A 25,050-nucleotide genomic window follows, 5' to 3' on the forward strand; every position below is an offset into this window, starting at 1 on the left:
CCGGTTTCCGCCCACAGCGGAACCCGGGGACGGGCGGTCAGGCCTTCAGGAAGTCGAGCAGGGCGGCGTTGAACTCCTCGGGGTGGGTGGCGTTGAGGCCGTGCGGGCCACCCTCGATCAGCACGAGCTGCGCGCCCTTGATCGACTCGTGGGAGCGCTTGCCGGACACCTCGAACGGGACGATCGCGTCGGCGTCGCCGTGGATGACCAGGGTCGGGATGCCGGCGTCGGAGACCTTCTGCACGTCGCCGCGGAAGTCGGTACGCCCGAACGCGGCGATGCAGTCCAGGGTGCCCTTCGGCGACGCGAACTCGGCGATCGTGCGGTGGTAGACCCGGCTCGGCTCGCTGATCAGGTCGGTGCGGTCACCCGCGGCGAAGAAGTTCGTGGTGAACCCGTCCAGGAAGGCGATCCGGTCGCCGGTCACACCGCCCTGGAACTGCTCGATGGTGGCGTCGTCGAGGCCGCCGTCGGGGTTGTCGTCGGACTTGTACAGGTACGGCGGGACGGCCGCGGCCAGCACGGCGCGGGCGACCCGGTCGGTGCCGTGCTTCGCGATGTAGCGGACGACCTCGCCGCCGCCCATCGAGAACCCGACGAGGGTGGCCTCGCGCAGGTCGAGGTGCACGAGCAGGGCGTGCAGGTCGTCGGCGAAGGTGTCGTAGTCGTAGCCGTCCCAGGGTTGCGAGGACTGCCCGAAGCCGCGACGGTCGTAGGTGACGACCCGATGGCCGGCCTCGACCAGTGCCGGGACCTGCTTCTCCCAGGAGCGGCCGGAGAGCGGCCAGCCGTGGATCAGCACGACGGGCGCACCGGACCCCTGGTCGGTGTAGTGCAGCTCGAGCGGGCTGCCACTCTCGGTGCCGATGCTGAGCTGGGGCATGAGGCCCTCCCTGGGAGATCGGTTGTGCGCAACCGAAAGCGTACGCCTCCCCGGCGAGGAGTCATCACTCGACGGTGTCGACCTGCCCGAGCACGCGCTCCAGCACGGCGCGGACCGTCGCGTCCTCCACCGTGTAGTAGACGTAGGTCCCCTCGCGCCGGTTCTCCACCAGGCCCGAGAGTCGCAGCTTCGACAGGTGCTGGCTCACCGCGGTGGGGGCGGCGCCGACGAGGTCGGCCAGGCAGGCCACCGAGGACTCGCCCTGCATCAGCGCCCAGAGGATCTTGACCCGGGTCGGGTCGGAAAGCATGCGCATCGCGTCCGCCACCCGGCGGACCTCGTCCTCGGGCGGCATCGCGAAGCCGGGAATGGACTCGTGCACGCCGCCGAGAATACCTGCGTGACTGCGCGGATGGCCCACCGTCTCAGCATCTGGATGGCTGACTGCATATCTTCGTGCATGCGCAGATACGGTTCCACGCATGCGATCCGCTCTCCCCCTCCCCGAGGTCCGCTGGGCCGGGGCCGCCCTGCTGGCCTTCCTGGCCGCGCTCGGGGCCGACCTGCTCGGCGCGCCGTCCGCGGTGGTCGTCGGCCTCTATCTGGCCTGCTACGTCCTCGGCGGCTGGGAGCCCGCGCTCGAGGGCCTGCGTGCGCTCGGGGAGAAGCGGCTCGACGTCGACCTGCTGATGATCGTCGCCGCGGTCGCGGCGGCGGCGATCGGACAGTGGTTCGACGGCGGCCTGCTCATCGTCATCTTCGCGACGTCCGGGGCGCTGGAGTCGGTCATGACCGCCCGTACCCGGGCCAGCATCGACGCGCTGCTCGACCTCGCCCCGGAGACGGCCGTCGTCGTCGACGACGACGGTGCCGAGCGCACCGTCCCGGCGGCCGGGCTCGTCGCGGGACAAGTCGTCGTCGTCCGTCCCGGGGAGCGGATCCCCGGCGACGGCACCGTGCTCGACGGGGTGTCGGAGGTCGACACCTCCGCACTGACCGGGGAGCCGGTCCCGGCCCGCACCGGCCCCGGCGACACGGTGCTCGCGGGCACCGTGAACGGCACCGGCGTGCTGCGGGTCCGGGTCTCGCGGGACGCGGCGGACACCGTCGTCGCGGGGGTCGCGGCGCAGGTCGAGCGGGCCGCGGAGACCAAGGCGGGCCGCCAGCTGTTCATCGAGCGCGTCGAGCAGCGCTACTCGGTGCTGGTCGTCGTGGGGACGGTCCTGCTGCTCACCGTGCCGCTGCTGCTCGGTGCCCCGTTCACCGAGACACTGCTCCGCGCGATCGTCTTCATGATCGTGGCCTCGCCGTGCGCGATCGTGCTCGCGACGATGCCGCCGCTGCTCGCCGCGGTCGCGGTGTCCGGCCGGCGCGGAACGCTGGTCAAGGACGTCACCGTGCTGGAGGCGCTCGCCGAGGTCGACACCGTGGTGCTGGACAAGACCGGCACGCTGACCTCCGGCCGCCCGCAGGTGGTGTCGGTGACCCCGCTTGGGTCCCGGCCCGCCGACGAGCTGCTCGCCCTGGCCGGGGCCGCCGAGGCCGGCAGCGAGCACGTGCTGGGCCGGGCGGTCCGCGCGCACGCCCTGGAGCGCGGTCTGCGGCTGCCACGGGCCGAGGGGTTCACCGCGGTCCCGGGCGAGGGGGTGCGGGCCGTCGTCGACGGGCGGAGCGTCGCCGTCGGGCGCCCGGAGCTCGCCGGCGACGTCGAGGTCCCCGGGGTCGCGGCGCTGCAGGAGGCGGGGCGGACCGCCGTCGTGGTGCTGGTGGCCGGCGAGCCCGCCGGGGTGCTCGGGCTGTCCGACGAGCCGCGCCCGGGTGCCGCGGACGCGCTGGCCGCGCTGCGCCGTGAGGTCGGCGGCGAGCCGCAGGTCCTCACCGGCGACGCCGAGCGCCCGGCCCGGGTGCTCGCCGGCCGGCTCGGCCTGACCCGGGTCCGGGCGGGGCTGCTGCCCGACGGGAAGGTCGAGGTCGTCCGCGCCGAGCAGGCCAGGGGGCGCCGGGTGCTCGCCGCGGGTGACGGCATCAACGACGCGCCGCTGCTCGCCTCGGCCGACGTCGGGCTCGTCGTCTCCGAGGGGGCGGGGGCGCTGTCCCTGGAGGCCGCCGACGGCGTGCTCACCCGGGACCCGCTCGGCTCGCTCGCGCCGCTGGTGGTGCTGGCCCGGCGGGCACGGCGGATCGCGCGGGCGAACCTGGCCTTCGCCGCCACGGTGATCGTCGTCCTGGCCGGGTGGGACCTGGTCGGGACGTTGCCCCTGGTCGTCGGCGTCGCCGGGCACGAGCTGTCCACGGTGCTGGTGTGCCTGAACGGGCTGCGGCTGCTCGTCGTCGCGCGCCGGGAGGACCGGCGGGCCCGGTCCGCCGTCGCGCCGGCCGTGCCGGTCGAGCGGGAGCGCGTCGGCGTCTGAGGCCCGCCCCTCACTCGGGGGCGGCGTCCAGCGCGGCCAGCGCCATCCGGCGCAGCACCGCGGCCCGGGCGTCCGCCCCGCGCGCGGACGGCTGCTCGGCCCGCGGTGCGTACGGCGTGGAGTTGAGCAGGCCGAACACCCCGTGTGCGACGGTGCGGGCCTCGGCCGGGGCGACGTCGGGGTGCACCCGGCGCAGGGTGTCCACCCACAGCTCGACGTAGGTGCGCTGCAGCCGTCGCACGGTGCGGCGCGGCTCCTCGGGCAGGTTCGCGAGGTCCCGGTCCTGCACGACGATCAGCTCCGGCTCGCGGGTCGCGAACGCGACGTGGAAGTCGACGAGGTCGGCCAGCGCGGCCCGCGGGTCGTCGTGGTGCACGCGGGCCCGTCCGCCGTCGAGCAACCGCTCGGAGATGTCGATGAGCAGCTCCGCGAGCAGCGCCTCCTTGCCGGGGAAGTGCCGGTAGAGCGCGGGGCCGCTGACGCCGACCGCGGCGCCCAGGTCGGCGATGCTCACCCCGTGGAAGCCGTGCCGGGCGAACAGTCGGGCCGCCTCGGTGAGGATCTGCTCGCGCCGTGACGGGGCCTCCGTGCGCGTGCCCGCGCCGTCCCGGGGAGAGGCGCCTGCTGCGGCCATCGGGTGATCGTAGCGTCGTCGGTTAACGGATGTTAACGCCTGGTGCGGTCCGTCTCAGGTCGCGCACAGGTCGGCGACGATACCCTCGTGGGCGTGATGAGGACCCTGCGCCGGATGCGTGAGCGTCTCGGCGTGCGCGCGGCGTCCGCCCTGGCGGCGGCCGCGGCGGTCGCGATGGTGCTCGTCGTCGCCGGTGTGTCGCTGGTGCTGATCCTGGAGGGCCAGCTCAAGCGCAACACCGAGGAGGCGCTGCTGGCGAACGCCCAGCAGGTCGCCGAGCGGATCCAGGCGAACTTCGCCGACTACCGCCCCGGTGACCCGGCCAAGGAGAACGCGGTGGTCACCACCGCCCGCCGGACCGACTTCGTGCAGGTCGTGACCGCCTGGAGCGACCGGACCGGTGCCCCGGACGACCGCGTCGGGTCGAACGGCCAGGGGCGCAACATCGAGGTGTTCGCCGCCTCCGAGCCGCTGGACGACCGGCCGCAGCTGGTGGACTGGGTCCTCGCCCCGCACGAGACGCGGTCCCAGATGGACGTGCCGGTCACCTACCACGACGCCGGGGGCCCGGGGCTCGACCCTCGGTCCGGCCCGCTGGAGGCCGAGGACATGATGGTCGTCGGGCTCGGTGTGCGGGCCTTCGACCGGCCGATCACGATCTACTCCGCCCAGCCGACCGACCAGATGCACCGGGCCGTCGACCTGGTCACCTGGCTCGTCGCGGGCGGTGTGCCGCTGCTGGTGCTGGTCGCCGGCGGCTTCACCTACCTGTTCGCCGGTCGCGCGCTGCGCCCGGTGGAGGACATGCGCGCCCGGGTCGCGGGCATGGGGGACAAGGATCTGTCCCAGCGTGTCGACGAACCCGTCGCGCGCGACGAGGTCGGCCGCCTCGCCCGCACCATGAACCAGATGCTCGGGCGGCTCGAGTCCTCCCAGGCCACCCAGCGCCGCTTCGTCGCCGACGCCAGCCACGAGCTGCGCAGTCCGCTCGCGACCGTGTCGACCGGGCTGGAGCTGCTCGGCTCCGGGATGCCGGAGTCCTCCGCGGACCGGGCCACCGTCGACGTGCTGCGCGGGGAGGCCTCCCGGCTGACCGGCCTGGTCGAGAACCTGCTGTTCCTCGCCCGCGCCGACGAGCGCGGCATCGCGCCGCGCCGCGAGGAGGTCGACCTCGACGAGATCGCCGACGCCGAGCGGGAGCGTCCGTCGGCCGAGACCGCCGTCGCGGTCCGGGTGACCAGCGAGCCCGTCCGGGTGGTCGGTGACCGCGGGCAGCTGGTCCGGGTGCTGCGCAACCTGGTCGACAACGCCAAGCGGCACGCGTCGTCGACGGTCGCGGTGTCGGTCCGTGCCGAGGACGGCGTCGCCGTGATCGAGGTCGACGACGACGGCAACGGCGTCCCCGAGGCCGACCGCGCCCGGGTCTTCGAGCGCTTCGTCCGGCTCGACGAAGCCCGCGCGCGCGGCGACGGCGGCTCCGGGCTCGGCCTCGCGATCGTCGCCGAGCTGGTCGCGGCGCACGGCGGGACGGTGGAGGCGACCTCGTCGCCGGAGCTGGGCGGGGCCCGGTTCCGGGTCACCGTGCCCGCCGCGCCGGCGCCGCTGCCCGAGGAGGAGACCCCCGAGCCGGTCGGTGCCGAGCAGACCGGCGCCGACGCCGGGCCGTCCGCGGAGCTGTGCGACGACCGGCCCTCCGGTCCGATCCCGCGGGTGACCACCAGGTCCCGGTGTGCGCGGGAGGAGGAGCCCGCCGACTTCGGCCCGGACGCCTGGGTGGGGCACGGCGGGCAGGACGATGCCGACCGCGGGGCGGCCGAGCACGTCGCGGTGCGGGCCGGGGCGGTGCAGGGCGCGTCGCCACGCGGGACCCCCGGTCCGGATGGCATGATGCGCACGCCCGGTGACCCGGCCGTCACCCACGGCTCGGGCACGGACGGCCGGCCCTCGGACAGCGCTCCGGGGACGGCCCCGCCCGACCCGGAGGACGACGTGTCCGCACCGCCCGCCCACAGTCGTCTCGACCCGCCGACAGGCCCGCTGCCGATCCGGCCGAACACCGTCGGCAGCCCGTTCGACGAGAACGCCACCCGGCCGTTGCCGGTCGTCACGCCGCGGGAGCAGCGGGGCCGCGCCGGCACCGCCGTCGCCGGTCGGGAGACGACCCGCGAGGCACGTGACACCCGGGACGCCGGGCGCCAGCCCGCGCTGGCCGGGCGCGAGCCGGTCGTCACGCCGTCGCCGCGGCGGCCGTCCGACCGTCGTCGCTGAGCGGGGCCCCGCAGGTCAGCGGGGCGGCGCGGGCGCGGGCTCGGACATCCGGTAGCCGACGCCGCGCAGCGTCTCGATGCTGTGCGTCCCGAACGGTGCGTCGATCTTGCGGCGCAGGTAGCCGACGTAGACCTCGACGACGTTGACCTCGCCGTCGTAGTGGGCGTCCCAGACCGAGCGCAGGATGTCGGTCTTGGTCACGACCTGTCCGGTGTTCTGCATCAGGTGCTCGAGCACGCCGAACTCGCGCGGGGTCAGCGGGATCTCGGTCTCGCCGCGGTGGACCCGGTGGGTCCCCGGGTCCAGCGTGAGGTCCCCGACCCGCAGGACGGTCGGTGCGGCCTCCCCGGCCCGGCGCAGCAGCGCGCGCAGCCGGGCCTGCAGCACGACGAACGAGAACGGCTTGGTCAGGTAGTCGTCCGCGCCGAGGTCGAAGGCGTCGGCCTCGTCGTACTCGCCGTCCTTGGCGGTCAGCATGAGCACCGGCGTCCACACGCCCCGGTCGCGCAGGTGCTGCAGGATCCGGTAGCCCGACAGGCCCGGCAGCATGATGTCGAGGATGACCACGTCGTGCCGGCCGGTCAGCGCGAGCTGCAGGCCGGTGGGGCCGTCGTGTGCGACCTCCACCTCGTGCCCCTCCCCGGTCAGGCCCCGGCGGACCAGTTCGGCGAGCGGCTTCTCGTCCTCGACCAGCAGCAGGCGCACGTCTCCCAGAGTAGAGGTCGCCGCCGCCCGCTCTGGACGACGCGTGTTAACAACCGCTAACCTGTTAACAGTCATTAACAGACAGCGTTCACCGGGAGGTCCGATGACGGCACCGCAGGCCCCACCCGCGCCGGCCCCGGAGGCCCCGCGGCTCGGCACGGCGGTGGACCCGGCCGACCCGCGCGCGGTGGAGAACGACGCCGCGCACCGCGCCCTGGTCGCCGACCTGCGCGCCCGGCTGGAGCGGACCCGGCTCGGCGGGCCGGAGCGCTCGCGGGCCCGGCACGTCGAACGCGGGAAGCTGCTGCCGCGCGACCGGGTGGACGCGCTGGTCGACCCGTCGTCGCCGTTCCTGGAGCTGTCCCCGCTGGCCGCCCACGGCATGTACGACGACCAGGCCCCCGGCGCCGGGATGATCACCGGGGTCGGGCGGGTCGCCGGCCGGGAGGTCGTGGTCGTCGCCAACGACGCGACCGTCAAGGGCGGCACCTACTACCCGATGACGGTCAAGAAGCACCTGCGCGCGCAGGAGGTGGCGCTGCACAACCGGCTCCCGTGTGTGTACCTGGTCGACTCCGGGGGCGCGTACCTGCCCGAACAGGACGAGGTGTTCCCCGACCGCGAGCACTTCGGCCGCATCTTCTACAACCAGGCGCAGATGTCGGGCCGGGGCATCCCGCAGATCGCGGCCGTCCTCGGGTCCTGCACCGCGGGTGGCGCCTACGTCCCCGCGATGAGCGACGAGGCCGTGATCGTCCGCAACCAGGGCACGATCTTCCTGGGCGGTCCGCCTCTGGTGAAGGCCGCGACCGGTGAGGTCGTCACCGCCGAGGAGCTGGGCGGTGGGGACCTGCACGCGAAGGTCTCCGGCGTCACCGACCACCTCGCCGTCGACGACGCGGACGCGCTCGCCAGGGTCCGCGCGATCGTCGCGACGCTCGGCCCGCGCGCCCCGCGGCCGTGGGAGGTGCGCCTCACCGAGGAGCCCGCCGTCGACCCCGCCGGGCTCTACGCCGCGGTGCCCACCGACACCCGCACCCCCTACGACGTGCGCGAGGTGATCGCCCGCGTCGTCGACGGCTCCCGGTTCGCGGAGTTCAAGTCCGAGTACGGCACCACCCTGGTGACCGGGTTCGCCCGGATCCACGGCCACCCGGTCGGGATCGTCGCCAACAACGGGATCCTGTTCTCCGAGTCCGCGCTCAAGGGCGCCCACTTCGTCGAGCTGTGCGACCAGCGCGGCATCCCGCTGGTGTTCCTGCAGAACATCTCCGGGTTCATGGTCGGCCGCGAGTACGAGGCGGGCGGCATCGCCCGCAACGGCGCGAAGATGGTCACCGCCGTCGCCTCCACCCGGGTACCGAGGCTGACCGTCGTCATCGGCGGTTCCTTCGGCGCCGGCAACTACGCCATGTGCGGGCGGGCGTACTCGCCCCGGTTCCTGTTCATGTGGCCCAATGCCCGCATCTCGGTCATGGGCGGCGAGCAGGCGGCCACCGTGCTCGGCACCGTCGGCAACGCCGACCCGGACGCGATCCGCGCCCAGTACGAGGAGCAGGGACACCCCTACTACTCCACCGCCCGGCTGTGGGACGACGGCGTCATCGACCCCGCCGACACCCGCACCGTCCTCGGGCTGTCCCTGTCCGTCGCCGCCAACGCGCCCCTGGCCGACCCGGCCTTCGGCGTCTTCCGGATGTGAGGCCCCCCATGGGATCGGCACTGTTCGACACCGTCCTGGTCGCGAACCGCGGCGAGATCGCGGTCCGCGTCATCCGCACCCTGCGTGCGCTGGGCGTCCGGTCGGTCGCCGTGTACTCCGACGCCGACGCCGTGGCCCCGCACGTCCGCGCCGCCGACGAGGCCGTCCGGATCGGCCCGGCCGCCGCGGGCGAGTCCTACCTGGCGGTGGAGAACGTGCTCGCCGCCGCCCGGGCGACCGGTGCGCAGGCGATCCACCCCGGCTACGGCTTCCTGTCCGAGAACACCGCGTTCGCCGCCGCCTGCGAACGGGCGGGGATCGCCTTCGTCGGGCCGCCGTCGTCGGCGATCGAGGCGATGGGCGACAAGATCCGCGCCAAGCAGACCGTCGCGAAGGCCGGGGTGCCGGTCGTGCCCGGGTCCGACGGCGCCGGCCTGACCGACGACGACCTGGCCGCCGTCGTCGCCGACATCGGGTACCCGGTGCTGCTCAAGCCGTCGGCCGGCGGCGGCGGCAAGGGCATGCGCGAGGTCCACACCCCCGAGCAGCTGGCCGACGCGATCGCCGGTGCGCGTCGCGAGGCCCGCGGTTCCTTCGGCGACGACACCCTGCTCGTCGAGCGGCTGGTCACCACGCCGCGGCACATCGAGATCCAGGTGATGGCCGACGCGCACGGCACCGTCGTGCACCTCGGCGAGCGCGAGTGCTCCCTGCAGCGCCGCCACCAGAAGATCATCGAGGAGGCGCCGTCGGCTCTGCTCACCCCCACGCAGCGCGCGGAGATGGGCCGCGCCGCTTGCGAGGCGGCGCGCTCGGTCGGCTACACCGGTGCGGGCACCGTCGAGTTCATCGTGAGCTCCGACCGGCCCGAGGAGTTCTTCTTCCTGGAGATGAACACCCGTCTGCAGGTCGAGCACCCGGTCACCGAGGAGGTCACCGGCCTGGACCTGGTCGAGCTGCAGCTGCGCGTCGCCGCCGGGGAGCCGCTGCCGATCACCCAGGACGACGTGGTGCTCACCGGGCACGCGGTGGAGGCCCGGGTGTACGCCGAGGCCGCCGCAGTCTCTGGTGACGCCCTCACCTTCCTCCCGTCCGGCGGACCGGTGCTGGACTGGACGCCGCCGCGCGGGGTGCGGGTCGACGCCGGGATCGAGACCGGCACCGTGGTCGGGTCGGACTACGACCCGATGCTGGCCAAGGTGATCGCTCACGGCGCCACCCGCGACGAGGCGCTGCGCAGGCTCGACGCCGCGCTGCGCGACACAGTGCTGCTCGGGCTCGACTCCAACATCGGGTTCCTGCGGGCCCTGCTCGCCGATGACGACGTCCGCGCCGGGCGCCTCGACACCGGGCTGATCGCCCGGCGCGGCGCCGCACTCGTCGACGACACGGTCCCCGCCGACGTCCTCGGTGCCGTCGCCGGTCTCGGGCTGCTGCGCCGGGAGCCGGCCGGGCCCGTGGTGGACCCCTTCGACGTCCCCGGTGGCTGGCGGGTCGGGGAGCCCGCCTGGACGGTGAGCCGTCTGGTCACCGGGGGTGCCGACGGTGCCGTCAAGGTGCGCGCCCGCGCCCGCGGCCGGGCGACGGGGTTCGACCTGGCGCTGCCCGCCGCGGACGGGCCGGCGGACGGGGTTCCGGGGGACACCACCGTCCCGGCGTCGGCGGCACCCGCCGCGGCCGCCGTCCGGTGCCGCACCGCCGCCGTCGCACCGGGGGTCGTGGAGCACACCCAGGACGGGCGCACCCGCCGGTTCGCCGTCGCCGAGGGTCCCGACGGGGTCGTCTGGATCGGCCGCGACGGGCACGCCTGGAGCCTGCGGGAGCAGGCGCCGACGGAGGCCGCCGCGATCGCCGGCGGTGCGGGCGGTCCGGTCGTCTCGCCGATGCCGGGGACGGTCACCGTCGTCGAGGTCACCGACGGGGACGCCGTCGTCGCAGGTCAGAAGCTGGTCGTCGTCGAGGCCATGAAGATGGAACACGTGCTCACCGCTCCCGTCGACGGGACGGTGCGCGAGCTGAGGGCCCGGGCCGGAGCCACCGTCGCGAAGGACGCGGTGCTGCTCGTGGTCGAGCCCGTACCGGAGGAGCAGGCATGACCGTCGCCCAGGACACCACCACCACCGCCGAGGAGTACGAGGCGCTGCGCGCCGCGGTCGAGGAGTTCGCGCGCACCGAGGTTGCCCCGGTCATCGGGGACCTCTACATCCGCGAGGAGTTCCCCTACGCGATCACCGCGAAGATGGGCGAGATGGGCCTGTTCGGCCTGCCCGTCCCGGAGGAGTACGGCGGGCAGGGCGGTGACTACCACGCCCTCTGCCTGGCCCTGGAGGAGCTGGCGCGGGTCGACTCCTCGGTCGCGATCACCGTCGAGGCCGGCGTCGGGCTCGGTGCCATGCCGATCCTGCGGTTCGGCACCGACGAGCAGAAGTCGCGCTGGCTGCCCGACCTCGCCGCGGGCCGCGCGCTGGGCGCCTTCGGGCTCACCGAACCCGGTGGCGGCTCCGACGCCGGCGCCACCCGCACCACCGCCCGGCTCGACGGCGGCGAATGGGTGATCAACGGGTCGAAGTGCTTCATCACCAACTCCGGCACCGACATCACCTCGGTGGTCACCGTCACCGCCGTCACCGGTGAGAAGGCCGACGGCCGCAAGGAGATCTCGGCGATCCTCGTCCCGGCCGGCACCACCGGGTTCACGGTGAGCGAGAAGTACTCCAAGGTCGGCTGGAACTGCTCCGACACCCGCGAGCTCTTCTTCGACGACGTCCGCGTCCCCGAGGCGAACCTGCTCGGCGAACGCGGTCGCGGCTACGCCCAGTTCCTGTCCATCCTCGACGAGGGCCGGGTCGCGATCGCGGCGCTGGCGACCGGGCTGGCCCAGGGCTGCGTCGACGAGTCCGTGCGCTACGCCGGTGAGCGCGAGGCGTTCGGGAACACCATCGGCTCCTACCAGGCGATCCAGTTCAAGATCGCCGAGATGGAGGCCCGCGCGCACACCGCCCGGTTGGCCTGGCAGCACGCCGCGCGGCTGCTCGTCGCGGGCGCGACCTTCAAGAAGGAGGCGGCGATCGCCAAGCTCGTGTCGTCGAACGCGGCGATGGACAACGCGCGCGACGCCACCCAGATCTTCGGCGGCTACGGCTTCATGAACGAGTACCCGGTCGGGCGGTTCTACCGCGACGCGAAGATCCTCGAGGTCGGCGAGGGCACCTCCGAGGTGCAGAAGATGCTGATCGCGCGCCACCTGGGCCTGTGACGACGATCCGTTCGGTCACCGAACGACATTCCCGTCACGCGCGTGACGACCGTGATGCGGTGCCGCGCCCCGTGTCCGGGGTAGACCGGTGTCATGAGCAACGAGGTCAACCACCAGGTACGGCTCGCCGCGCGCCCGCAGGGCACCCCCGGCCCGGAGGTGTGGGAGCACACCACCGAGCCGGTGCCCGAGCCCGGCGAGGGGCGCATCGTCGTCCGGGTCAGCCACATCTCGCTGGACCCGGCGATGCGCGGCTGGATGAACGAGGGCCGCTCGTACGCGCCCCCGGTCGGGATCGGCGAGGTGATGCGCGCGCTCGGCCTCGGTGAGGTCGTCGCCTCGAAGAACCCGGACTTCGCCGTCGGCGACACCGTCACCGGCGTGCTCGGCGTCCAGGAGTACACCGAGAGCGACGGCCGCGGCCTGCAGAAGGTCTCCCCGACCGCGGACGTGCCGCAGGAGCGCTACCTCGCGCTGCTCGGCATGACCGGCATGACCGCCTACTTCGGGCTGTTCGACGTCGGTGCCCTCAAGGAAGGGGAGACAGTCGTCGTCTCCGGTGCGGCCGGTGCCGTCGGGTCGGTGGTCGGGCAGCTCGCGAAGGTCAAGGGTGCCCGGGTCATCGGCATCGCGGGCGGTCCGGAGAAGTGCGCGTGGATCACCGACGAGCTCGGGTTCGACGCCGCGATCGACTACCGCTCGGAGAACGTGTCGCAGCGGCTGAAGGAGCTCGCCCCCGACGGCGTGGACGTCTACTTCGACAACGTTGGCGGGGAGATCCTCGACGCCGTGCTCGGCAGGCTCGCGATGCACGCCCGCGTCGTCCTCTGCGGCGCGATCAGCCAGTACAACGCCGAGGGCGGCATGACCGGCCCGAAGAACTACATGAACCTGCTGGTCAACCGGGCCCGGATGGAGGGCTTCCTGGTCGGGGACTACGTCCCCCGCTGGCGGGAGGCCGGCAAGGAGCTCGCCGGCTGGCTCGCCGAGGGTCGCCTGCACAGCCGCGAGGACGTCGTCGACGGCACCGTCGACGACTTCCCGGAGGTGTTCCTCAAGCTGTTCCGCGGCGAGAACACGGGCAAGCTCGTGCTCCGGCTGAAGCAGGGCTGACCCCGACCGGCACCATGGCGGGGTGCGCCTCGCCATGGCCCGGACCGCCGTCGTCGTCTCGGGGGCGGCGATCCTCGTCGTCGAGACTCTCGCGACCCGGCTCGTCGCGCCCTACGTCGGACTGACCCTCGAGTCGACCACCGCGGTGATCGGGGTGGCCCTCGCCGGTATCGCGGCGGGGGCCTCGCTCGGCGGGCGGTGGGCCGACGAGCGCGACCCGGTCGCCGTCGCCGCGCTGATGCTGGTCGTCGGCGGGCTGGGCACCCTGGCCGTGCGGCCGGTGGTCCGGCTGCTGGGGCCGCTGCTTGGCGCCGGGCCGTACGCCGCCGTCGTGCTCGTCGCCGCGTCCACCCTGGTCTCGGTGACGGCGCTGGCCGCGGTCACCCCGGCCGTCACCAAGGCCCGGCTGACCGGGCTGGAGCGCTCCGGCGAGGTCGTCGGCGGGCTGTCCGCCGCGGGCACCCTCGGGTCGCTCGCCGGCACCTTCCTCACCGGGTTCGTGCTGGTCGCGCTGTTGCCGGTGAGCGCGATCCTGCTGGTCACCGCCGCTGCCTGCCTCGCACTCGGGCTCGTCCTCGCGCCCCGCCGGCGGCGCTCGGACATCGCGAAGGGCGGCGCCGCGGCGCTCCTGCTGGCCGTCGCGCTCGTCGCGCTCCCGGGGCGCTGCGACGCCGACACCACCTACTACTGCGCCGCCGTCCGGGCCGACCCCGCGGACCCGGCCGGTCGCTACCTGGTGCTCGACGACCTGCGTCACTCCTACGTGCGCCTCGGCGACCCCGCGCACCTGGAGTTCGCCTACACGAAGCGGTTTGCCGCCGCGATCGACACCGCGTTCCCGCAGCCGCGCCCGGTCGACGCGGTGCACGTCGGCGGGGGCGCGCTGACCATGCCGCGCTGGCTCGCCGCGACCCGCCCCGGCAGCACCTCGACCGTGCTGGAGCTGGACCCCGGCGTGATCGACCTCGGGGTCCGGTCGCTCGACGCGGGCACGATCCCCGGCACGACCGTCCGGACCGGCGACGCCCGGGTGAACCTCGCCGCGCTGCCCGACGACTCCGCCGACCTCGTCGTGGGCGACGCCTTCGGTGCCCGCTCGGTGCCCTGGCACCTGTCCACCACCGAGTTCCTCGACGAGGTGGCACGGGTGCTGCGCCCGGGCGGGGTCTACGTGCTCAACGTGATCGATCGGTACCCGCTCGACCTGGTCCGGGCCGCCACCGCGACCGTCGAGTCCCGGTTCGCGACGACGATGCTCCTCGCCCGCCCCGACGAGTTCGCCCCCGGCGGGGGCGGGAACGTCGTGGTCGTCGCCTCGGACCGGCCGCTCGACCCGGCCGCGCTCGACGCCGCCGTCGCCCGCGCCGGTGAAGCGGGCGCGGTCCTCGACCCGGCCCGCACCGCCGCGTTCACCGCGGGGACGCCGGTCCTGACCGACGACCGCGCCCCGGTGGACCAGCTGATCACCACGGGGCTGGTGGGGTAGGGCGCCGACCCTTCCCCACCCCGTCCCGCCGCGCCGAGATGCAGCTCAGCGGGAATTGTGGATCTCCATCTCCCGGTCAGCTGCATCTCGGCGCCAGTGGTCCGAGCACGGACGATTCGGGACGGTCGGCGGGCAGCCCGGGTGAGGCGGACCCATCGAGGGACGAGGCCCATCGGGAGGCGGGGCCCACCGGGGAGGCTCGACCCGGCCGTGCGGGGGCCGGATCACGCTAGGGTCGGCGACGGGGTCCGGTGGGCCCCGTCGGACGATCGAGGGGGAGACGGGCGTGGCGACCTGGGAGGACCTGAAGGCCTACGTCGTGGTCCGGTACGAGATCGTGCGCCAGGGCGCGGACGAGCTGCGCTTCCGGCTGCCGACGACCGAGGACCGGGACCAGCTCGTCGTCGTGAAGCGGGTGCGGGAGGGCGCGGGCCGGCCCGGCGTCGAGGTCACCGACGCGGCGGCCGCCGTCGCCGACCCGGACCAGGAGTGGGTGCAGATCGAGTCCCCGGTCGCCCGGCTCGGCGAGGTCGACCTCGGCCGTGCCCTGGAGCTGGCCGGGCCGTCGGTGGTCGGCGGGCTGGCCGCGGAGGAGGGGGTCGTGGTGTTCCGGCACTCCATCCCACTCGGACCGGCCGCGCTCGACGGGTTCGAGTTCCCGTTCCGCCAGGTCGTCCACCTCGCCGACGAGCTGGAGCACGCGCTCACCGGGCGCGACGAGAACTGACGACACCGTGTCGTGACCCGGTTCACGAAGACCGGGGCCGCCACCCTGTGAAGGATGTGGGGATGACGCGCGCCCGGACGACGACGATCCTGCTCGCAGCACTGCTCGCGGCCACGATCGCCGGGTGTGCGCCGCAGCCCGACCCCGCCGCGACCGGTGCTGGCGCCGCGGCGGACTGCGCGCCCGGTGCCCTGCCGACGCTGGCGCAGGGCACCCTGACGATCGGCACCGACCAGCCGGTCTACCCACCGTGGTACCTCGACGACGACCCGACGTCCGGCCGCGGTTTCGAGTCCGCCGTGGCCTACGCCGTCGCCGACGATCTCGGGTACCCGCGCGACCGGGTCACCTGGGTGCGCGTCCCGTTCAACGCCGCCATCCAGCCGGGCCCCAAGACCTACGACCTGAACCTCACCGAGTTCTCCATCACCGAGGAGCGCAGGCGGGCGGTCGACTTCTCCAGCCCGTACTACGACGTGCGGCAGGCCGTCGTCGCACTGAAGACCTCGCCGCTGGCCCGATCCACGACCGTCGCCCAGCTGAAGGGCGCCCGGCTCGGCGCCCAGATCGGTACGACGAGCCTGGAGCAGCTGAACGCCTCCGTCGCCCCGACCACCCCGGCCGCGGTCTACAACACCAACGACGACGGCAAGCTCGCGCTGTCCAACGGCCAGACCGACGGGCTCGTCGTCGACCTGCCCACCGCGTTCCAGATCGTCGGCAGTGACCTGCCCGAGGCGACGATCGTCGGGCAGCTCCCCGCCGGGGGGACCCTCGAGCAGTTCGGTGCGGTGCTGGACAAGGACAGCCCGCTGACCGGGTGCGTCTCCGCCGCCGTCGACCGGCTCCGCGAGCGGGGCACCCTCGCGGCGCTGGAGCAGCAGTGGATCCAGGCCGACGGGGCGGCTCCCGAGCTGCGATGAGCGCATCCGCCGCGGCCGCCGGGCCGCCGCCCCCGAGCCCGCTGGCCCGGGAACGCGCCGCGTACCGCCGTTCCCGGTCCCGCCGGTCCACGCTGATCGCGCTGGCGTCGACTCTGGTCTTCGCGGGACTGCTCGTCGCCGCGGTGGCCGGATCGCCCGGCTGGCCACGGGTCCGGGAGACCTTCCTGGACCCGCAGATCGCCTGGGAGTCGCTGCCCGCCGTGCTGTCCGGTCTGTGGCTGAACCTGCGGGTCCTGGTCGTCGCCGAGATCGGGGTGCTCGTCCTCGGCCTGCTGATCGCGGTGCTGCGGACCCTGCGCGGTCCGGTCTTCCTCCCGGTGCGGCTGCTCGCGACCGGCTGCGTCGACCTGTTCCGCGGTGTCCCGCTGCTCGTGGCCCTCTACCTCATCGGGTTCGGGCTCCCGGCCCTGCGTCTGCAGGGGGTCCCCACCGAGGCCGCCGTGCTCGGCACCCTCACGCTCGTGCTGGTCTACTCCGCCTACGTGGCGGAGGTGTTCCGCGCCGGCATCGAGTCGGTGCACCCCTCCCAGCGTGCCGCCGCCCGCTCGCTCGGGCTGACCCACCGGCAGTCGCTGCGTCTGGTGGTGCTCCCGCAGGCGGTGCGCAACGTGCTGCCGCCGCTGCTCAACGACTTCGTCGCGCTGCAGAAGGACGTGGGTCTGATCTCCGTGCTCGGTGCGGTGGACGCGATCCGGGCCGCCCAGATCGAGTCCGCCCGCACGTTCAACTTCACCCCCTACGTGGTCGCCGCGCTGCTGTTCGTGGCCCTCGCCGCCCCGACCGGGCGGATCGCCGACGCGTTCGCCCGCCGCGCCACCCGCGCCCGGAGCGGCTCGTGACCCCGGTGCTCGAGGTGTCCGGTCTGGTGAAGACCTACGGCGACCGCGTCGTGCTCCGCGGCATCGACCTGACCGTCGCCGAACACGAGGTCGTCACGCTGATCGGGGCCTCCGGCTCGGGCAAGTCCACCCTGCTGCGCTGCGTCGACCTGCTGGAGGACATCGACGACGGCCGCATCCTGCTCGACGGCACCGACGTGTCCGACCCCCGCGCCGACGACGCCGCGGCCCGCAGGCGGATGGGGGTGGTCTTCCAGTCCTACAACCTGTTCCCGCACATGACGGCGCTGCAGAACGTCGCGCTGGCCCCGCACGTCGTGCACGGCGTCGGGTCGGACGAGGCCGACGGGCGTGCCCGGGAGCTCCTGCAGCGGGTCGGGCTCGGCGCCTTCGCGGACGCGTACCCGGACCGTCTCTCCGGCGGTCAGCAGCAGCGGGTCGCGATCGCGCGGGCGCTGGCCGTGCAGCCGCGGCTGCTGCTGCTCGACGAGATCACCTCCGCGCTCGACCCGGAGCTGGTCGGTGAGGTCCTGGAGATCGTGCGCGAGCTCGCCCGGGACGGGGTGACGATCCTGATGGCCACCCACGAGATGGGGTTCGCCCGTCAGGTCGCCGACCGGGTCTGCTTCCTCGACGAGGGCGTCGTCCTGGAGTCGGGCCCGCCGGAGCAGGTGCTCGGGGAACCGGTCGAGGAGCGCACCCGCCGGTTCCTCGCCCGCATCATCGCCGCGGGGCGGCTCGGCTGACGGTTGCGGCCGTCGTCACACTTGACCTGAAGTGGGGTTCAGCTACCACTCTCCTGGCATGGCCGACTACACGCTTCCGGACCTGCCCTACGACTACTCCGCGCTCGCCCCGCACATCGCGCCCGAGATCATGGAGCTGCACCACTCCAAGCACCACAACACCTACGTCCAGGGCCTCAACACCACCCTCGACAAGCTCGCCGAGGCCCGGGACCGCGACGACTTCGGCGCCATCGTCGGACTCGAGAAGACCCTCGCGTTCAACCTCGGCGGCCACGTCAACCACTCCGCCTTCTGGAACAACCTCTCCCCCGACGGCGGCGACAAGCCCACCGGCGACCTCGCCGCCGCCATCGACGAGGACTTCGGCTCCTTCGACGGATTCCAGGCCCACTTCACCGCCGCCGCCACCACCATCCAGGGCTCCGGCTGGGCCATCCTCGGCTACGACCAGCTCGGCGGCCGCCTGCTGATCCACCAGCTCTACGACCAGCAGTCCCAGCTCCCCGCCGGACAGACCCCGATCGTCCTGCTCGACATGTGGGAGCACGCCTTCTACCTGCAGTACAAGAACGTGAAGCCCGACTACGTCACGGCCTGGTGGAACGTCGTGAACTGGGCCGACGCCGCCCAGCGCTTCGCCCTGGCGCGGGCGTGACCGTCGCGGATCCGGCGGGGGGCCTGCGGACGGCGTTCCGCGGGCACCCCGCCGGGGTCGCGGTGCTCACCGCGACCGGGCTCGACGGGCCGGTCGGGATGACGGCGTCGTCGGTCGCCTCGGTCGGTGTGGACCCGCCGGCGCTGTCGTTCTCGACCGCCCGCGACTCACGGTTGGCCCGTGCGCTCGCCGGGGGCGGGACGGTCGTCGTGCACCTGCTCGACGACGCCGACACCGGGCTCGCCGCGGCGTTCGCCGTCCCGGGCGCGCAGCGGTTCGGCTCCGGTGTCCGGTGGGTGACCCTGCCGACAGGGGAGCCGTGGCTGGTCGAGGTGGGCACCGCACTGCGCTGCCGGGTCCTGTCGGTCACCGAGGTCGGCGCGTCCTTGCTGGTCGCGGCCGAGGTCGTCGAGCTGCTCGGGCTGCGCCGCCGCGGCCGTCCGCTGGTGTGGGTCGGACGGGCCTACCGCGCCGTCCCCGTCGGGGACACCGACGCCGTCACAGCGGCTGCGGATGCACGTCCAGCGCCTGGTCGATGACCGTGCGCAGGCGGTTGAGCAGCTCGTCGGCCTCGCTCCAGGTGACCGCGCCGGTCGCGACGCCGTGACGCAGCTCCTCGGCGATGGTGCGGGCGAATCCGGTGGACCAGGTGTGACGGGGGTCGTTGCTCCGCATGGACGAATTTTGCCCTATGCGACCTGCGGTGTTCACCCCGGGTGCTCGAACCGTTCACAGCGCGTGTGCGATCGGGTGGGCGAAACCGGTGACCTCTGACGATTCTCGACGCAACGATGTGGGCGGTCCGCGCACCGGCCGATGACCCAGCGGCGACGACGGTGATCCGATCGGTCGGATCCGGCGCACCCGCGGGTGGTCCCGCCGCGTCGTCCCCGGAGGGTCGGATCGACGAGCGGCCCGGTGTGCGTCACGATGATCGCCCGGCCCCCGGGCGAATCGATCCAGACGGAGCGTGCGCGTGACCACCTCGGAGTACAGCAGCATCACCCCCGGGGACCTGGCCATCGACACGCTCGGTCCGGCCCGCATCACCTCACCGCTGGCACCACTGCTCGACGCTCGCCGCACCACCGAGCACTACGTCGACGCCGGTGACCGGGTCCTGCTCGACGACACCGCCGCCGGGATCCGCGCCCGGGGCGTCGAACCGGAGGAGCTGCCGGGGCTGGAGCCGTGCGGGCCCCGCCGGCAGATCTACTTCGACCCGTCGAAGACCCGGGCCGGGATCGTCACCTGCGGTGGCCTGTGCCCGGGCCTGAACGACGTCATCTCCGGCCTGGTCCGCACCCTGACCTACCACTACGGCGTGCGCCGGGTGGTCGGGTTCCGCAACGGCTACCGCGGCTTCGTCTCCTCCTACGGCCACGACGTCGTCGAGCTCTCCCCGGAGTCGGTGCGCGACATCCCGGTCGACGGCGGCACCTTCCTCGGCACCTCGCGCGGTCCGCAGGACCCCGAGGAGATCGTCGACTGCCTCGAGCAGATGCACCTGAACGTGCTGTTCGTGATCGGCGGTGACGGCACCATGCGCGGTGCGATGGAGATCGCGCGCGTGGTGGGGGAGCGGGGGTTGCGGATCGCCGTCGTCGGGATCCCGAAGACGATCGACAACGACATCCCGTTCATCGACCAGTCCTTCGGCTTCCAGACGGCGTTCTCCCAGGCCAGCGAGGCCATCCGGTCGGTCACCGTGGAGGCCAAGTCCACCCCCGGCGGGGTCGGGCTGGTCAAGCTCATGGGCCGCCACTCCGGCTTCATCGCCTGCTACGCATCGCTCGTGCGCTCCGACGCCGACGCCGTCCTGATCCCCGAGGTGCCCTTCGAGCTCGACGGCGAGACCGGCCTGCTCCACCACCTGCGACGACGGGTGTCCCAGCGCGGGCACGCGGTCGTCGTCGTCGCGGAGGGGGCGGGGCAGGAGATGCTGCCGCCGGTGGGGCGCACCGACGCCTCCGGCAACGCCAAGCTCTCCGACGTCGGCCCATGGCTCAAGGAGCGCATCGCCGACTCCTTCGCCGAGGCCGGGATGGAGACCACCGTCCGCTACGTCGACCCCAGCTACATCATCCGCAGCGTCCCCGCGAACCCCTACGACAGCGTCTACACCGTCCGGCTGTCCCAGGCCGCGGTACACGCCGCCATGTCCGGGCGCACCGCGATGGTCGTCGGACGGGTGCGACGCCGGTTCGTGCACATCCCCATGAGCCTGGCCGTCAGCCGTCGCAACCAGGTCGACCCGCACGGCGACCTGTGGATGGCCGTGCTGGAGTCGACCGGGCAGCCGTGGCGCTTCGGCGAGGACTCCGGCGCACCGACCCGGGCCCCGCACACCTGATCAGTTCAGGTGGGCCCGGTGCCGCATCGCCTCGGTGCGCACCTCGTCCAGCACCTCGGCGCCCGAGCGCGACCCGCGCCCCGGACCGTCCACCCAGGACTCCATCAGCCGGGCCGCCTCGTCCCACCTGGCCTGCGCGGCGAGCACCTCGCCGAGCTCGCGGATGAGCTCCGGGCCCTGGTGCCGCAGGCCCAGCCGCATCCGGAGCACCCACTCCAGACCGTCGTGGTCACGGGCGCGGCCGTAGGTCGCCCGCAGGTTCTCCAGCATCCGGGCGAGGATCTGGCGGGTCGAGCTGCGCGGCAGCATGCCGGCGTCGAAGGGCACCTCCGGGCCGGCGCCCGTCGTCGCGCGGAAGAGCTCCTCGCAGCCCGCCGGATCGAGGCGCCTACCGCCGTCGAAGGCGTCGACGAGGCGCTGGGTGCCGGGGACCCGCACGAGGAAGTGCCCGGGCATGCCGACACCCTCCAGCGGCACCCCGGCCCGGCGGCCGACCTCGATCGCGACGACCGACAGCGTGATCGGGATGCCGGTGCGGCGTTCGAGGACGTCGGGTAGGAAGGAGTTGCGCGGGTCGGCGTAGTCGGTGGAGTTGCCGCGGAACCCGGCCTCGGTGAACAGCCGGTGCAGCAGCGACTCGAACCCGGTCACGCCGTCGGCGAGCTCGTCGAGCGTCGCGCGGGCCCGCGCGGTGGACAGCGCCGCGACCTCCGGGTCCGGGGCGCCCCCGGCGGCGATCGCCAGCGCGGCCTCGTCGAGCGGCGGTTCCGGCCCGGTCACCATCCGCAGGAAGCGGGTCACCGGGTCGGCGCGGTCGTGCCGGGTCACCCCGGGACCGTACCGGGATTCACGGGGGCGACATCGTGACGCGCACGACCGTGCCCGTCACCTGACCGGGATCGTCCTCCGCGGTCCACACCTGCAGCACGTCCGACAGCTCCGAGGCCAGCCACATCCCGCGGCCACGCTCCCCGGAGACCGGCGGCGCGGCCAGCCCGGGGAACGCGAGCCGACACGTCGCGGCGTCGCTCATCTCCGAGACCAGCCCCGCCTCGGTGCGCCACATCCGCAGGACCGGGTGGCCCGACCCGTGCTCGACGCCGTTGCTGATCAGCTCGTTGACCGCCAGCACGAGGTCGGAGACCCGGGTGGGCCCCAGCCCCGACAGCTCGGCCTGCCGCTCGACGATGCGCCGCATCGACCCGAGGTCGTCCAGGGTCACCGGGAGCGTCATGATCGGCGGCCCCAGCTCGTCCGGCGGGCGCTGCGGGTTCTCCGCCAGCAGCTCGTGGTCGTCGCGCCGGCAGTCGCTCGGGACCGGGACGCCGTCGACGAGGAACTCGTCGTGCAGGGCCCCGGCGCGCGCCCGGTCGGCCTCGGCGTCGGGGAAGCAGCACAGCAGCTCGACGGGCAGCGCGCGCAGGGCGTGGGAGAGGGCGAGATCGAGGCGGGTCCAGTAGGCGGGGTCCGCATGGGGCAGCTCGACCGGCTGGCCGACCGTGCAGACCCCGGACGCGCCGTCGGCCAGTGCCTCGCGCACCGCGCGGCTCCAGCGCCCCGCGACCGTGAACGGCGGGGCCGAGTGCATCCGGTCCGGCGACCGGAACTCCACCCCGGCGTCGTGACCGAGGGAGCGGCGCAGCACCGCCGCGCACCGCGGGTCGACGATCACCAGCGCCCGGCGCCCGATCTCCAGCGCCTCGGCCACCGGCCCGGCGATCGCGACGGCCTGGTGCTCGGGGTCCCGGTAGGGCACGGCCCGATGGACGAGACCGTCCGGGCCGGGAGGCGGGGCGGTGGTGCTGGTCATCGGCGGCGGGCGGTCGGGGTCATGGGGGTCGGCCTTCCACGTCGAAGCGGTGCCCGTCTGCTCCAGGCGGCTCCTGACGAGGTGACCATAACCAAGCTGCACCGGTCGTGTGGTGCGGGGCATGTGTGTTCGACGACGTGGCGCACCCCGGACGGCCCCCGGTGCGGTAGGGAGAGCGGAAGACAGATCACCGACCACGCACCACGAACGGAGTGACAGATGCGCGTCTTCGACGGAGTGGACGAGCTGCGGGCGGCCAAGGGGACCGAGATCGGGACCTCGCCCTGGCTGACCGTCACGCAGGAGCGGATCGACGGCTTCGCCGACGCCACGGACGACCACCAGTGGATCCACGTCGACGCCGAGCGGGCCGCGTCCGGCCCCTTCGGGACCACGATCGCCCACGGCTTCCTGTCCCTGTCGCTGCTGCCCAAGCTGGTCCAGTCCGTCTACAAGGTGGACGGGGTCAAGATGGGCGTGAACTACGGCCTGAACAAGGTCCGGTTCACCAGCCCGCTGCCGGTGGGCAGCCGGATCCGCGCCAGGGTCGAGCTGACCGACGTCAGCGACGTCCCCGGCGGTGTCCAGCTCACCATCGGCGTGATCGTCGAGGTCGAGGGATCCGAGAAGCCCGCCCTGGTCGCCGAGTGGCTGACCCGGCAGTTCGTCTAGGAGGAGAGACCCCATGCGTGATGCGGTGATCTGTGAGCCGCTGCGGACCCCGGTCGGCGGGTTCGGGGGGTCGCTGCGCGACGTCCCGGCGCACACCCTGGCCGCGACGGTGATCCGCGCGGTGATGGACCGGACCGGGCTGGACCCCGATGTGGTCGAGGACGTCGTGCTGGGCCACTGCTACCCGACGATGGATGCCCCGGCGATCGGCCGGGTCGCCGCGCTCGACGCGGGCCTGCCGGTGACCGCGGGCGGCATCCAGATCGACCGTCGCTGCGGCTCGGGGCTGCAGGCGGTGCTCTACGCGGCCGCCCAGGTGCGGACCGGCGCGGCGGAGGTCGTGCTGGCCGGCGGTGCCGAGTCGATGTCGGGCGCGTCGTTCTACTCCACCGGGATGCGGTGGGGGGTCAAGGGCGGCGGGGTCATGCTGAACGACTCGCTGGCCCGCGGCCGCGTCACCGCGGGCGGGAAGAACTTCCCGGTGCCGGGCGGGATGCTGGAGACCGCGGAGAACCTGCGCCGTGAGTACGAGATCCCGCGCGTCGAGCAGGACGAGTACGCCGTCCGCTCGCACCGGCGGGCTGCCGCGGCCCAGGAGTCCGGGGTGTTCGGCGAGGAGATCGTCCCGGTGACCGTGCCGGGCCGCAAGGGCGACACCGTCGTCGAGCGTGACGAGCACGTCCGCCCCGACTCGACGGTCGCGAAGCTGGCGACGCTGCGCCCGATCCTGGGCAAGGACGATCCGGACGCCACGGTGACCGCGGGCAACGCCTCGGGTCAGAACGACGGCGCCGCGATCTGCGTGGTGACCAGCCCGGAGAAGGCGGCCGAGCTGGGGCTGCGCCCGCTGGCCAGGGTCGTGTCCTGGGGCCTGGGCGGGGTCCCGCCCAAGACGATGGGCATCGGCCCGGTCCCGGCGACGGCCAAGGCCCTGGACGCGGCCGGGCTGTCCCTGGCCGACATCGACCTGATCGAGCTGAACGAGGCGTTCGCGGCGCAGGTGCTGGCCTGCACGCGGGAGTGGAAGTTCACCGACGCCGACTTCGAGCGCACCAACGTGCACGGTTCGGGGATCTCGATGGGCCACCCGGTGGGCGCGACCGGCGGCCGCATCCTGGCGACCCTCATCCGCGAGATGCAGCGCCGCGACGCCCGCTACGGGCTGGAGACGATGTGCATCGGCGGTGGCCAGGGCCTCGCCGCGGTGTTCGAGAAGGTGTGACCCGGTGTCCGGGGCGGCCGGTGACGGCCGCCCCGGCGACCGATCAGTGCCCGGCGCTCTTCGCGCGCTCGTAGGACGCCTTGATCTCGCGCTCGGCGTCGGCCCGGCCGACCCAGGACGCGCCCTCGACGCTCTTGCCCGGCTCCAGGGTCTTGTAGATCTCGAAGAAGTGCTGGATCTCCGCCCGGTCGAACTCTGCCAGGTGGTGGATGTCGCGCAGGTGCTCCTGGCGGGGGTCGTCCGAGGGGACGCAGAGGACCTTGTCGTCGCCGCCCTTCTCGTCCTTCATCCGGAACATGCCGATCGCGCGGGAGCGGATGACGCACCCCGGGAAGGTCGGCTCCTGGACCAGGACCAGGGCGTCCAGCGGATCCCCGTCCTCGCCCAGGGTGTCGTCGATGAACCCGTAGTCGGCGGGGTACTGGGTGGCGGTGAACAGGGTGCGGTCGAGCCGGATGCGTCCGGTCTCGTGATCGACCTCGTACTTGTTCCGGCCGCCCTTGGGGATTTCGATGGTGACGTCGAAGTCCACGGTTCGTTGCTCCTTGAAGAGGGTCAGCGGTCTTGTGTCACGGCTCCACCGGATCCGGGGCGGGGCCGCTGGCCCGCCCGCTCCGGCGA

General features: G+C 73.7%; 24 protein-coding genes. 16 read left to right on the top strand and 8 right to left on the bottom strand.

From position 1 onward, the window contains the following. Window positions 1–37: 37 nt before the first annotated feature. Together XF36_RS26165 and XF36_RS26170 are read right to left on the bottom strand one after the other, a co-directional pair. Complete coding sequence (locus tag XF36_RS26165) at window positions 38–883, bottom strand: alpha/beta fold hydrolase (RefSeq protein ID WP_060714016.1); 846 nt, start codon at window positions 881–883, stop codon at window positions 38–40. A 64-nt stretch (window positions 884–947) separates the two neighbouring features. Then, window positions 948–1,265, bottom strand: a complete 318-nt coding sequence (locus tag XF36_RS26170; protein ID WP_020623405.1) for an ArsR/SmtB family transcription factor — start codon at window positions 1,263–1,265, stop codon at window positions 948–950. A 100-nt stretch (window positions 1,266–1,365) separates the two neighbouring features. On the opposite strand from XF36_RS26170, the gene XF36_RS26175 reads away from it, so the two are divergent. Beyond that, entirely contained in the window at window positions 1,366–3,294 is a 1,929-nt protein-coding gene (locus XF36_RS26175) for a heavy metal translocating P-type ATPase (RefSeq protein WP_060714018.1), read from the top strand. A gap of 10 nt (window positions 3,295–3,304) precedes the next feature. Here the strand turns inward: XF36_RS26175 and XF36_RS26180 are convergent, their stop codons facing one another. Then, window positions 3,305–3,928 carry a TetR/AcrR family transcriptional regulator gene (locus XF36_RS26180; RefSeq protein WP_060714019.1) on the bottom strand — a complete coding sequence of 208 codons (624 nt, stop codon included), beginning with the start codon at window positions 3,926–3,928 and terminating at the stop codon, window positions 3,305–3,307. A 96-nt stretch (window positions 3,929–4,024) separates the two neighbouring features. On the opposite strand from XF36_RS26180, the gene XF36_RS26185 reads away from it, so the two are divergent. Further along, complete coding sequence (locus XF36_RS26185; protein WP_145981516.1) at window positions 4,025–6,196, top strand: ATP-binding protein; 2,172 nt, start codon at window positions 4,025–4,027, stop codon at window positions 6,194–6,196. 15 nt (window positions 6,197–6,211) lie between these two features. On the opposite strand, the gene XF36_RS26190 is transcribed toward XF36_RS26185, so the two are convergent. Beyond that, complete coding sequence (locus XF36_RS26190) at window positions 6,212–6,901, bottom strand: response regulator transcription factor (RefSeq protein ID WP_020627727.1); 690 nt, start codon at window positions 6,899–6,901, stop codon at window positions 6,212–6,214. Between the two features lie 103 nt (window positions 6,902–7,004). Between XF36_RS26190 and XF36_RS26195 the strand changes: the two genes are divergently transcribed. The 11 genes from XF36_RS26195 (at window position 7,005) to XF36_RS26245 (ending at window position 18,911) form a co-directional block, all read left to right on the top strand. Continuing rightward, window positions 7,005–8,603 (top strand): carboxyl transferase domain-containing protein, encoded by a 1,599-nt coding sequence (locus tag XF36_RS26195; protein ID WP_145981517.1) that lies wholly within the window; start codon window positions 7,005–7,007, stop codon window positions 8,601–8,603. Window positions 8,604–8,611: 8 nt separating this feature from the next. Continuing rightward, complete coding sequence (locus tag XF36_RS26200; protein ID WP_202968453.1) at window positions 8,612–10,699, top strand: acetyl/propionyl/methylcrotonyl-CoA carboxylase subunit alpha; 2,088 nt, start codon at window positions 8,612–8,614, stop codon at window positions 10,697–10,699. After that, window positions 10,696–11,859, top strand: coding sequence for an acyl-CoA dehydrogenase family protein (locus XF36_RS26205; protein ID WP_060714021.1), 1,164 nt, complete (start codon window positions 10,696–10,698; stop codon window positions 11,857–11,859). The genes XF36_RS26200 and XF36_RS26205 overlap by 4 nt, the downstream gene beginning before the upstream one ends. 93 nt (window positions 11,860–11,952) lie before the next feature. Next, window positions 11,953–12,972, top strand: coding sequence for an NADP-dependent oxidoreductase (locus XF36_RS26210; RefSeq protein ID WP_060714022.1), 1,020 nt, complete (start codon window positions 11,953–11,955; stop codon window positions 12,970–12,972). A gap of 22 nt (window positions 12,973–12,994) precedes the next feature. After that, window positions 12,995–14,458, top strand: a complete 1,464-nt coding sequence (locus XF36_RS26215) for a fused MFS/spermidine synthase (protein WP_202968454.1) — start codon at window positions 12,995–12,997, stop codon at window positions 14,456–14,458. 286 nt (window positions 14,459–14,744) lie between these two features. Continuing rightward, window positions 14,745–15,185, top strand: a complete 441-nt coding sequence (locus tag XF36_RS26220; RefSeq protein ID WP_060714024.1) for a hypothetical protein — start codon at window positions 14,745–14,747, stop codon at window positions 15,183–15,185. A gap of 62 nt (window positions 15,186–15,247) precedes the next feature. After that, window positions 15,248–16,108, top strand: coding sequence for a transporter substrate-binding domain-containing protein (locus XF36_RS26225; RefSeq protein ID WP_060714025.1), 861 nt, complete (start codon window positions 15,248–15,250; stop codon window positions 16,106–16,108). Next, window positions 16,105–16,968, top strand: coding sequence for an amino acid ABC transporter permease (locus XF36_RS26230; RefSeq protein ID WP_060714026.1), 864 nt, complete (start codon window positions 16,105–16,107; stop codon window positions 16,966–16,968). Before XF36_RS26225 ends, XF36_RS26230 begins: the two co-directional genes overlap by 4 nt. After that, complete coding sequence (locus XF36_RS26235; protein ID WP_060714027.1) at window positions 16,965–17,714, top strand: amino acid ABC transporter ATP-binding protein; 750 nt, start codon at window positions 16,965–16,967, stop codon at window positions 17,712–17,714. Before XF36_RS26230 ends, XF36_RS26235 begins: the two co-directional genes overlap by 4 nt. A gap of 58 nt (window positions 17,715–17,772) precedes the next feature. Continuing rightward, the gene (locus XF36_RS26240) at window positions 17,773–18,372 is read left to right on the top strand and encodes a superoxide dismutase (protein WP_060714028.1); all 600 of its coding nucleotides are present in this window, start codon (window positions 17,773–17,775) and stop codon (window positions 18,370–18,372) included. Continuing rightward, window positions 18,369–18,911 carry a flavin reductase family protein gene (locus tag XF36_RS26245; protein ID WP_060714029.1) on the top strand — a complete coding sequence of 181 codons (543 nt, stop codon included), beginning with the start codon at window positions 18,369–18,371 and terminating at the stop codon, window positions 18,909–18,911. Before XF36_RS26240 ends, XF36_RS26245 begins: the two co-directional genes overlap by 4 nt. Here XF36_RS26245 and XF36_RS32780 read toward each other — a convergent pair. Continuing rightward, a complete protein-coding gene (locus XF36_RS32780; RefSeq protein WP_020624792.1) occupies window positions 18,871–19,047 on the bottom strand; it encodes a hypothetical protein in 177 nt (58 codons plus the stop codon). The two genes, XF36_RS26245 and XF36_RS32780, sit on opposite strands and share 41 nt — an antisense overlap. Before the next feature lie 301 nt (window positions 19,048–19,348). On the opposite strand from XF36_RS32780, the gene XF36_RS26250 reads away from it, so the two are divergent. Next, the gene (locus XF36_RS26250; protein WP_020624791.1) at window positions 19,349–20,725 is read left to right on the top strand and encodes an ATP-dependent 6-phosphofructokinase; all 1,377 of its coding nucleotides are present in this window, start codon (window positions 19,349–19,351) and stop codon (window positions 20,723–20,725) included. On the opposite strand, the gene XF36_RS26255 is transcribed toward XF36_RS26250, so the two are convergent. After that, complete coding sequence (locus XF36_RS26255) at window positions 20,726–21,553, bottom strand: SirB1 family protein (RefSeq protein WP_060714030.1); 828 nt, start codon at window positions 21,551–21,553, stop codon at window positions 20,726–20,728. A 19-nt stretch (window positions 21,554–21,572) separates the two neighbouring features. After that, window positions 21,573–22,535 carry an ATP-binding protein gene (locus tag XF36_RS26260; RefSeq protein ID WP_060714031.1) on the bottom strand — a complete coding sequence of 321 codons (963 nt, stop codon included), beginning with the start codon at window positions 22,533–22,535 and terminating at the stop codon, window positions 21,573–21,575. A 219-nt stretch (window positions 22,536–22,754) separates the two neighbouring features. Between XF36_RS26260 and XF36_RS26265 the strand changes: the two genes are divergently transcribed. Beyond that, complete coding sequence (locus XF36_RS26265) at window positions 22,755–23,207, top strand: MaoC family dehydratase (protein ID WP_060714032.1); 453 nt, start codon at window positions 22,755–22,757, stop codon at window positions 23,205–23,207. 13 nt (window positions 23,208–23,220) lie between these two features. Continuing rightward, window positions 23,221–24,429 (top strand): acetyl-CoA C-acetyltransferase, encoded by a 1,209-nt coding sequence (locus XF36_RS26270; RefSeq protein WP_060714033.1) that lies wholly within the window; start codon window positions 23,221–23,223, stop codon window positions 24,427–24,429. A gap of 43 nt (window positions 24,430–24,472) precedes the next feature. Here the strand turns inward: XF36_RS26270 and XF36_RS26275 are convergent, their stop codons facing one another. After that, window positions 24,473–24,961, bottom strand: a complete 489-nt coding sequence (locus XF36_RS26275; protein ID WP_020628413.1) for an inorganic diphosphatase — start codon at window positions 24,959–24,961, stop codon at window positions 24,473–24,475. Window positions 24,962–25,050 lie beyond the last annotated feature (89 nt).

This window comes from Pseudonocardia sp. HH130629-09, from assembly GCF_001294645.1.
Classification (GTDB): Bacteria; Actinomycetota; Actinomycetes; order Mycobacteriales; family Pseudonocardiaceae; genus Pseudonocardia.

Coding starts and splice junctions, on each gene's coding strand:
- XF36_RS26175 (WP_060714018.1), top strand. CDS start 1,366: ATGCGATCCGCTCTCCCCCTCCCCGAGGTCCGCTGGGCCGGGGCCGCC.
- XF36_RS26260 (WP_060714031.1), bottom strand. CDS start 22,535: ATGACCAGCACCACCGCCCCGCCTCCCGGCCCGGACGGTCTCGTCCAT.
- XF36_RS26225 (WP_060714025.1), top strand. CDS start 15,248: ATGACGCGCGCCCGGACGACGACGATCCTGCTCGCAGCACTGCTCGCG.
- XF36_RS26210 (WP_060714022.1), top strand. CDS start 11,953: ATGAGCAACGAGGTCAACCACCAGGTACGGCTCGCCGCGCGCCCGCAG.
- XF36_RS32780 (WP_020624792.1), bottom strand. CDS start 19,047: ATGCGGAGCAACGACCCCCGTCACACCTGGTCCACCGGATTCGCCCGC.
- XF36_RS26185 (WP_145981516.1), top strand. CDS start 4,025: ATGAGGACCCTGCGCCGGATGCGTGAGCGTCTCGGCGTGCGCGCGGCG.
- XF36_RS26205 (WP_060714021.1), top strand. CDS start 10,696: ATGACCGTCGCCCAGGACACCACCACCACCGCCGAGGAGTACGAGGCG.
- XF36_RS26200 (WP_202968453.1), top strand. CDS start 8,612: ATGGGATCGGCACTGTTCGACACCGTCCTGGTCGCGAACCGCGGCGAG.
- XF36_RS26240 (WP_060714028.1), top strand. CDS start 17,773: ATGGCCGACTACACGCTTCCGGACCTGCCCTACGACTACTCCGCGCTC.
- XF36_RS26195 (WP_145981517.1), top strand. CDS start 7,005: ATGACGGCACCGCAGGCCCCACCCGCGCCGGCCCCGGAGGCCCCGCGG.
- XF36_RS26165 (WP_060714016.1), bottom strand. CDS start 883: ATGCCCCAGCTCAGCATCGGCACCGAGAGTGGCAGCCCGCTCGAGCTG.
- XF36_RS26270 (WP_060714033.1), top strand. CDS start 23,221: ATGCGTGATGCGGTGATCTGTGAGCCGCTGCGGACCCCGGTCGGCGGG.
- XF36_RS26230 (WP_060714026.1), top strand. CDS start 16,105: ATGAGCGCATCCGCCGCGGCCGCCGGGCCGCCGCCCCCGAGCCCGCTG.
- XF36_RS26265 (WP_060714032.1), top strand. CDS start 22,755: ATGCGCGTCTTCGACGGAGTGGACGAGCTGCGGGCGGCCAAGGGGACC.
- XF36_RS26180 (WP_060714019.1), bottom strand. CDS start 3,928: ATGGCCGCAGCAGGCGCCTCTCCCCGGGACGGCGCGGGCACGCGCACG.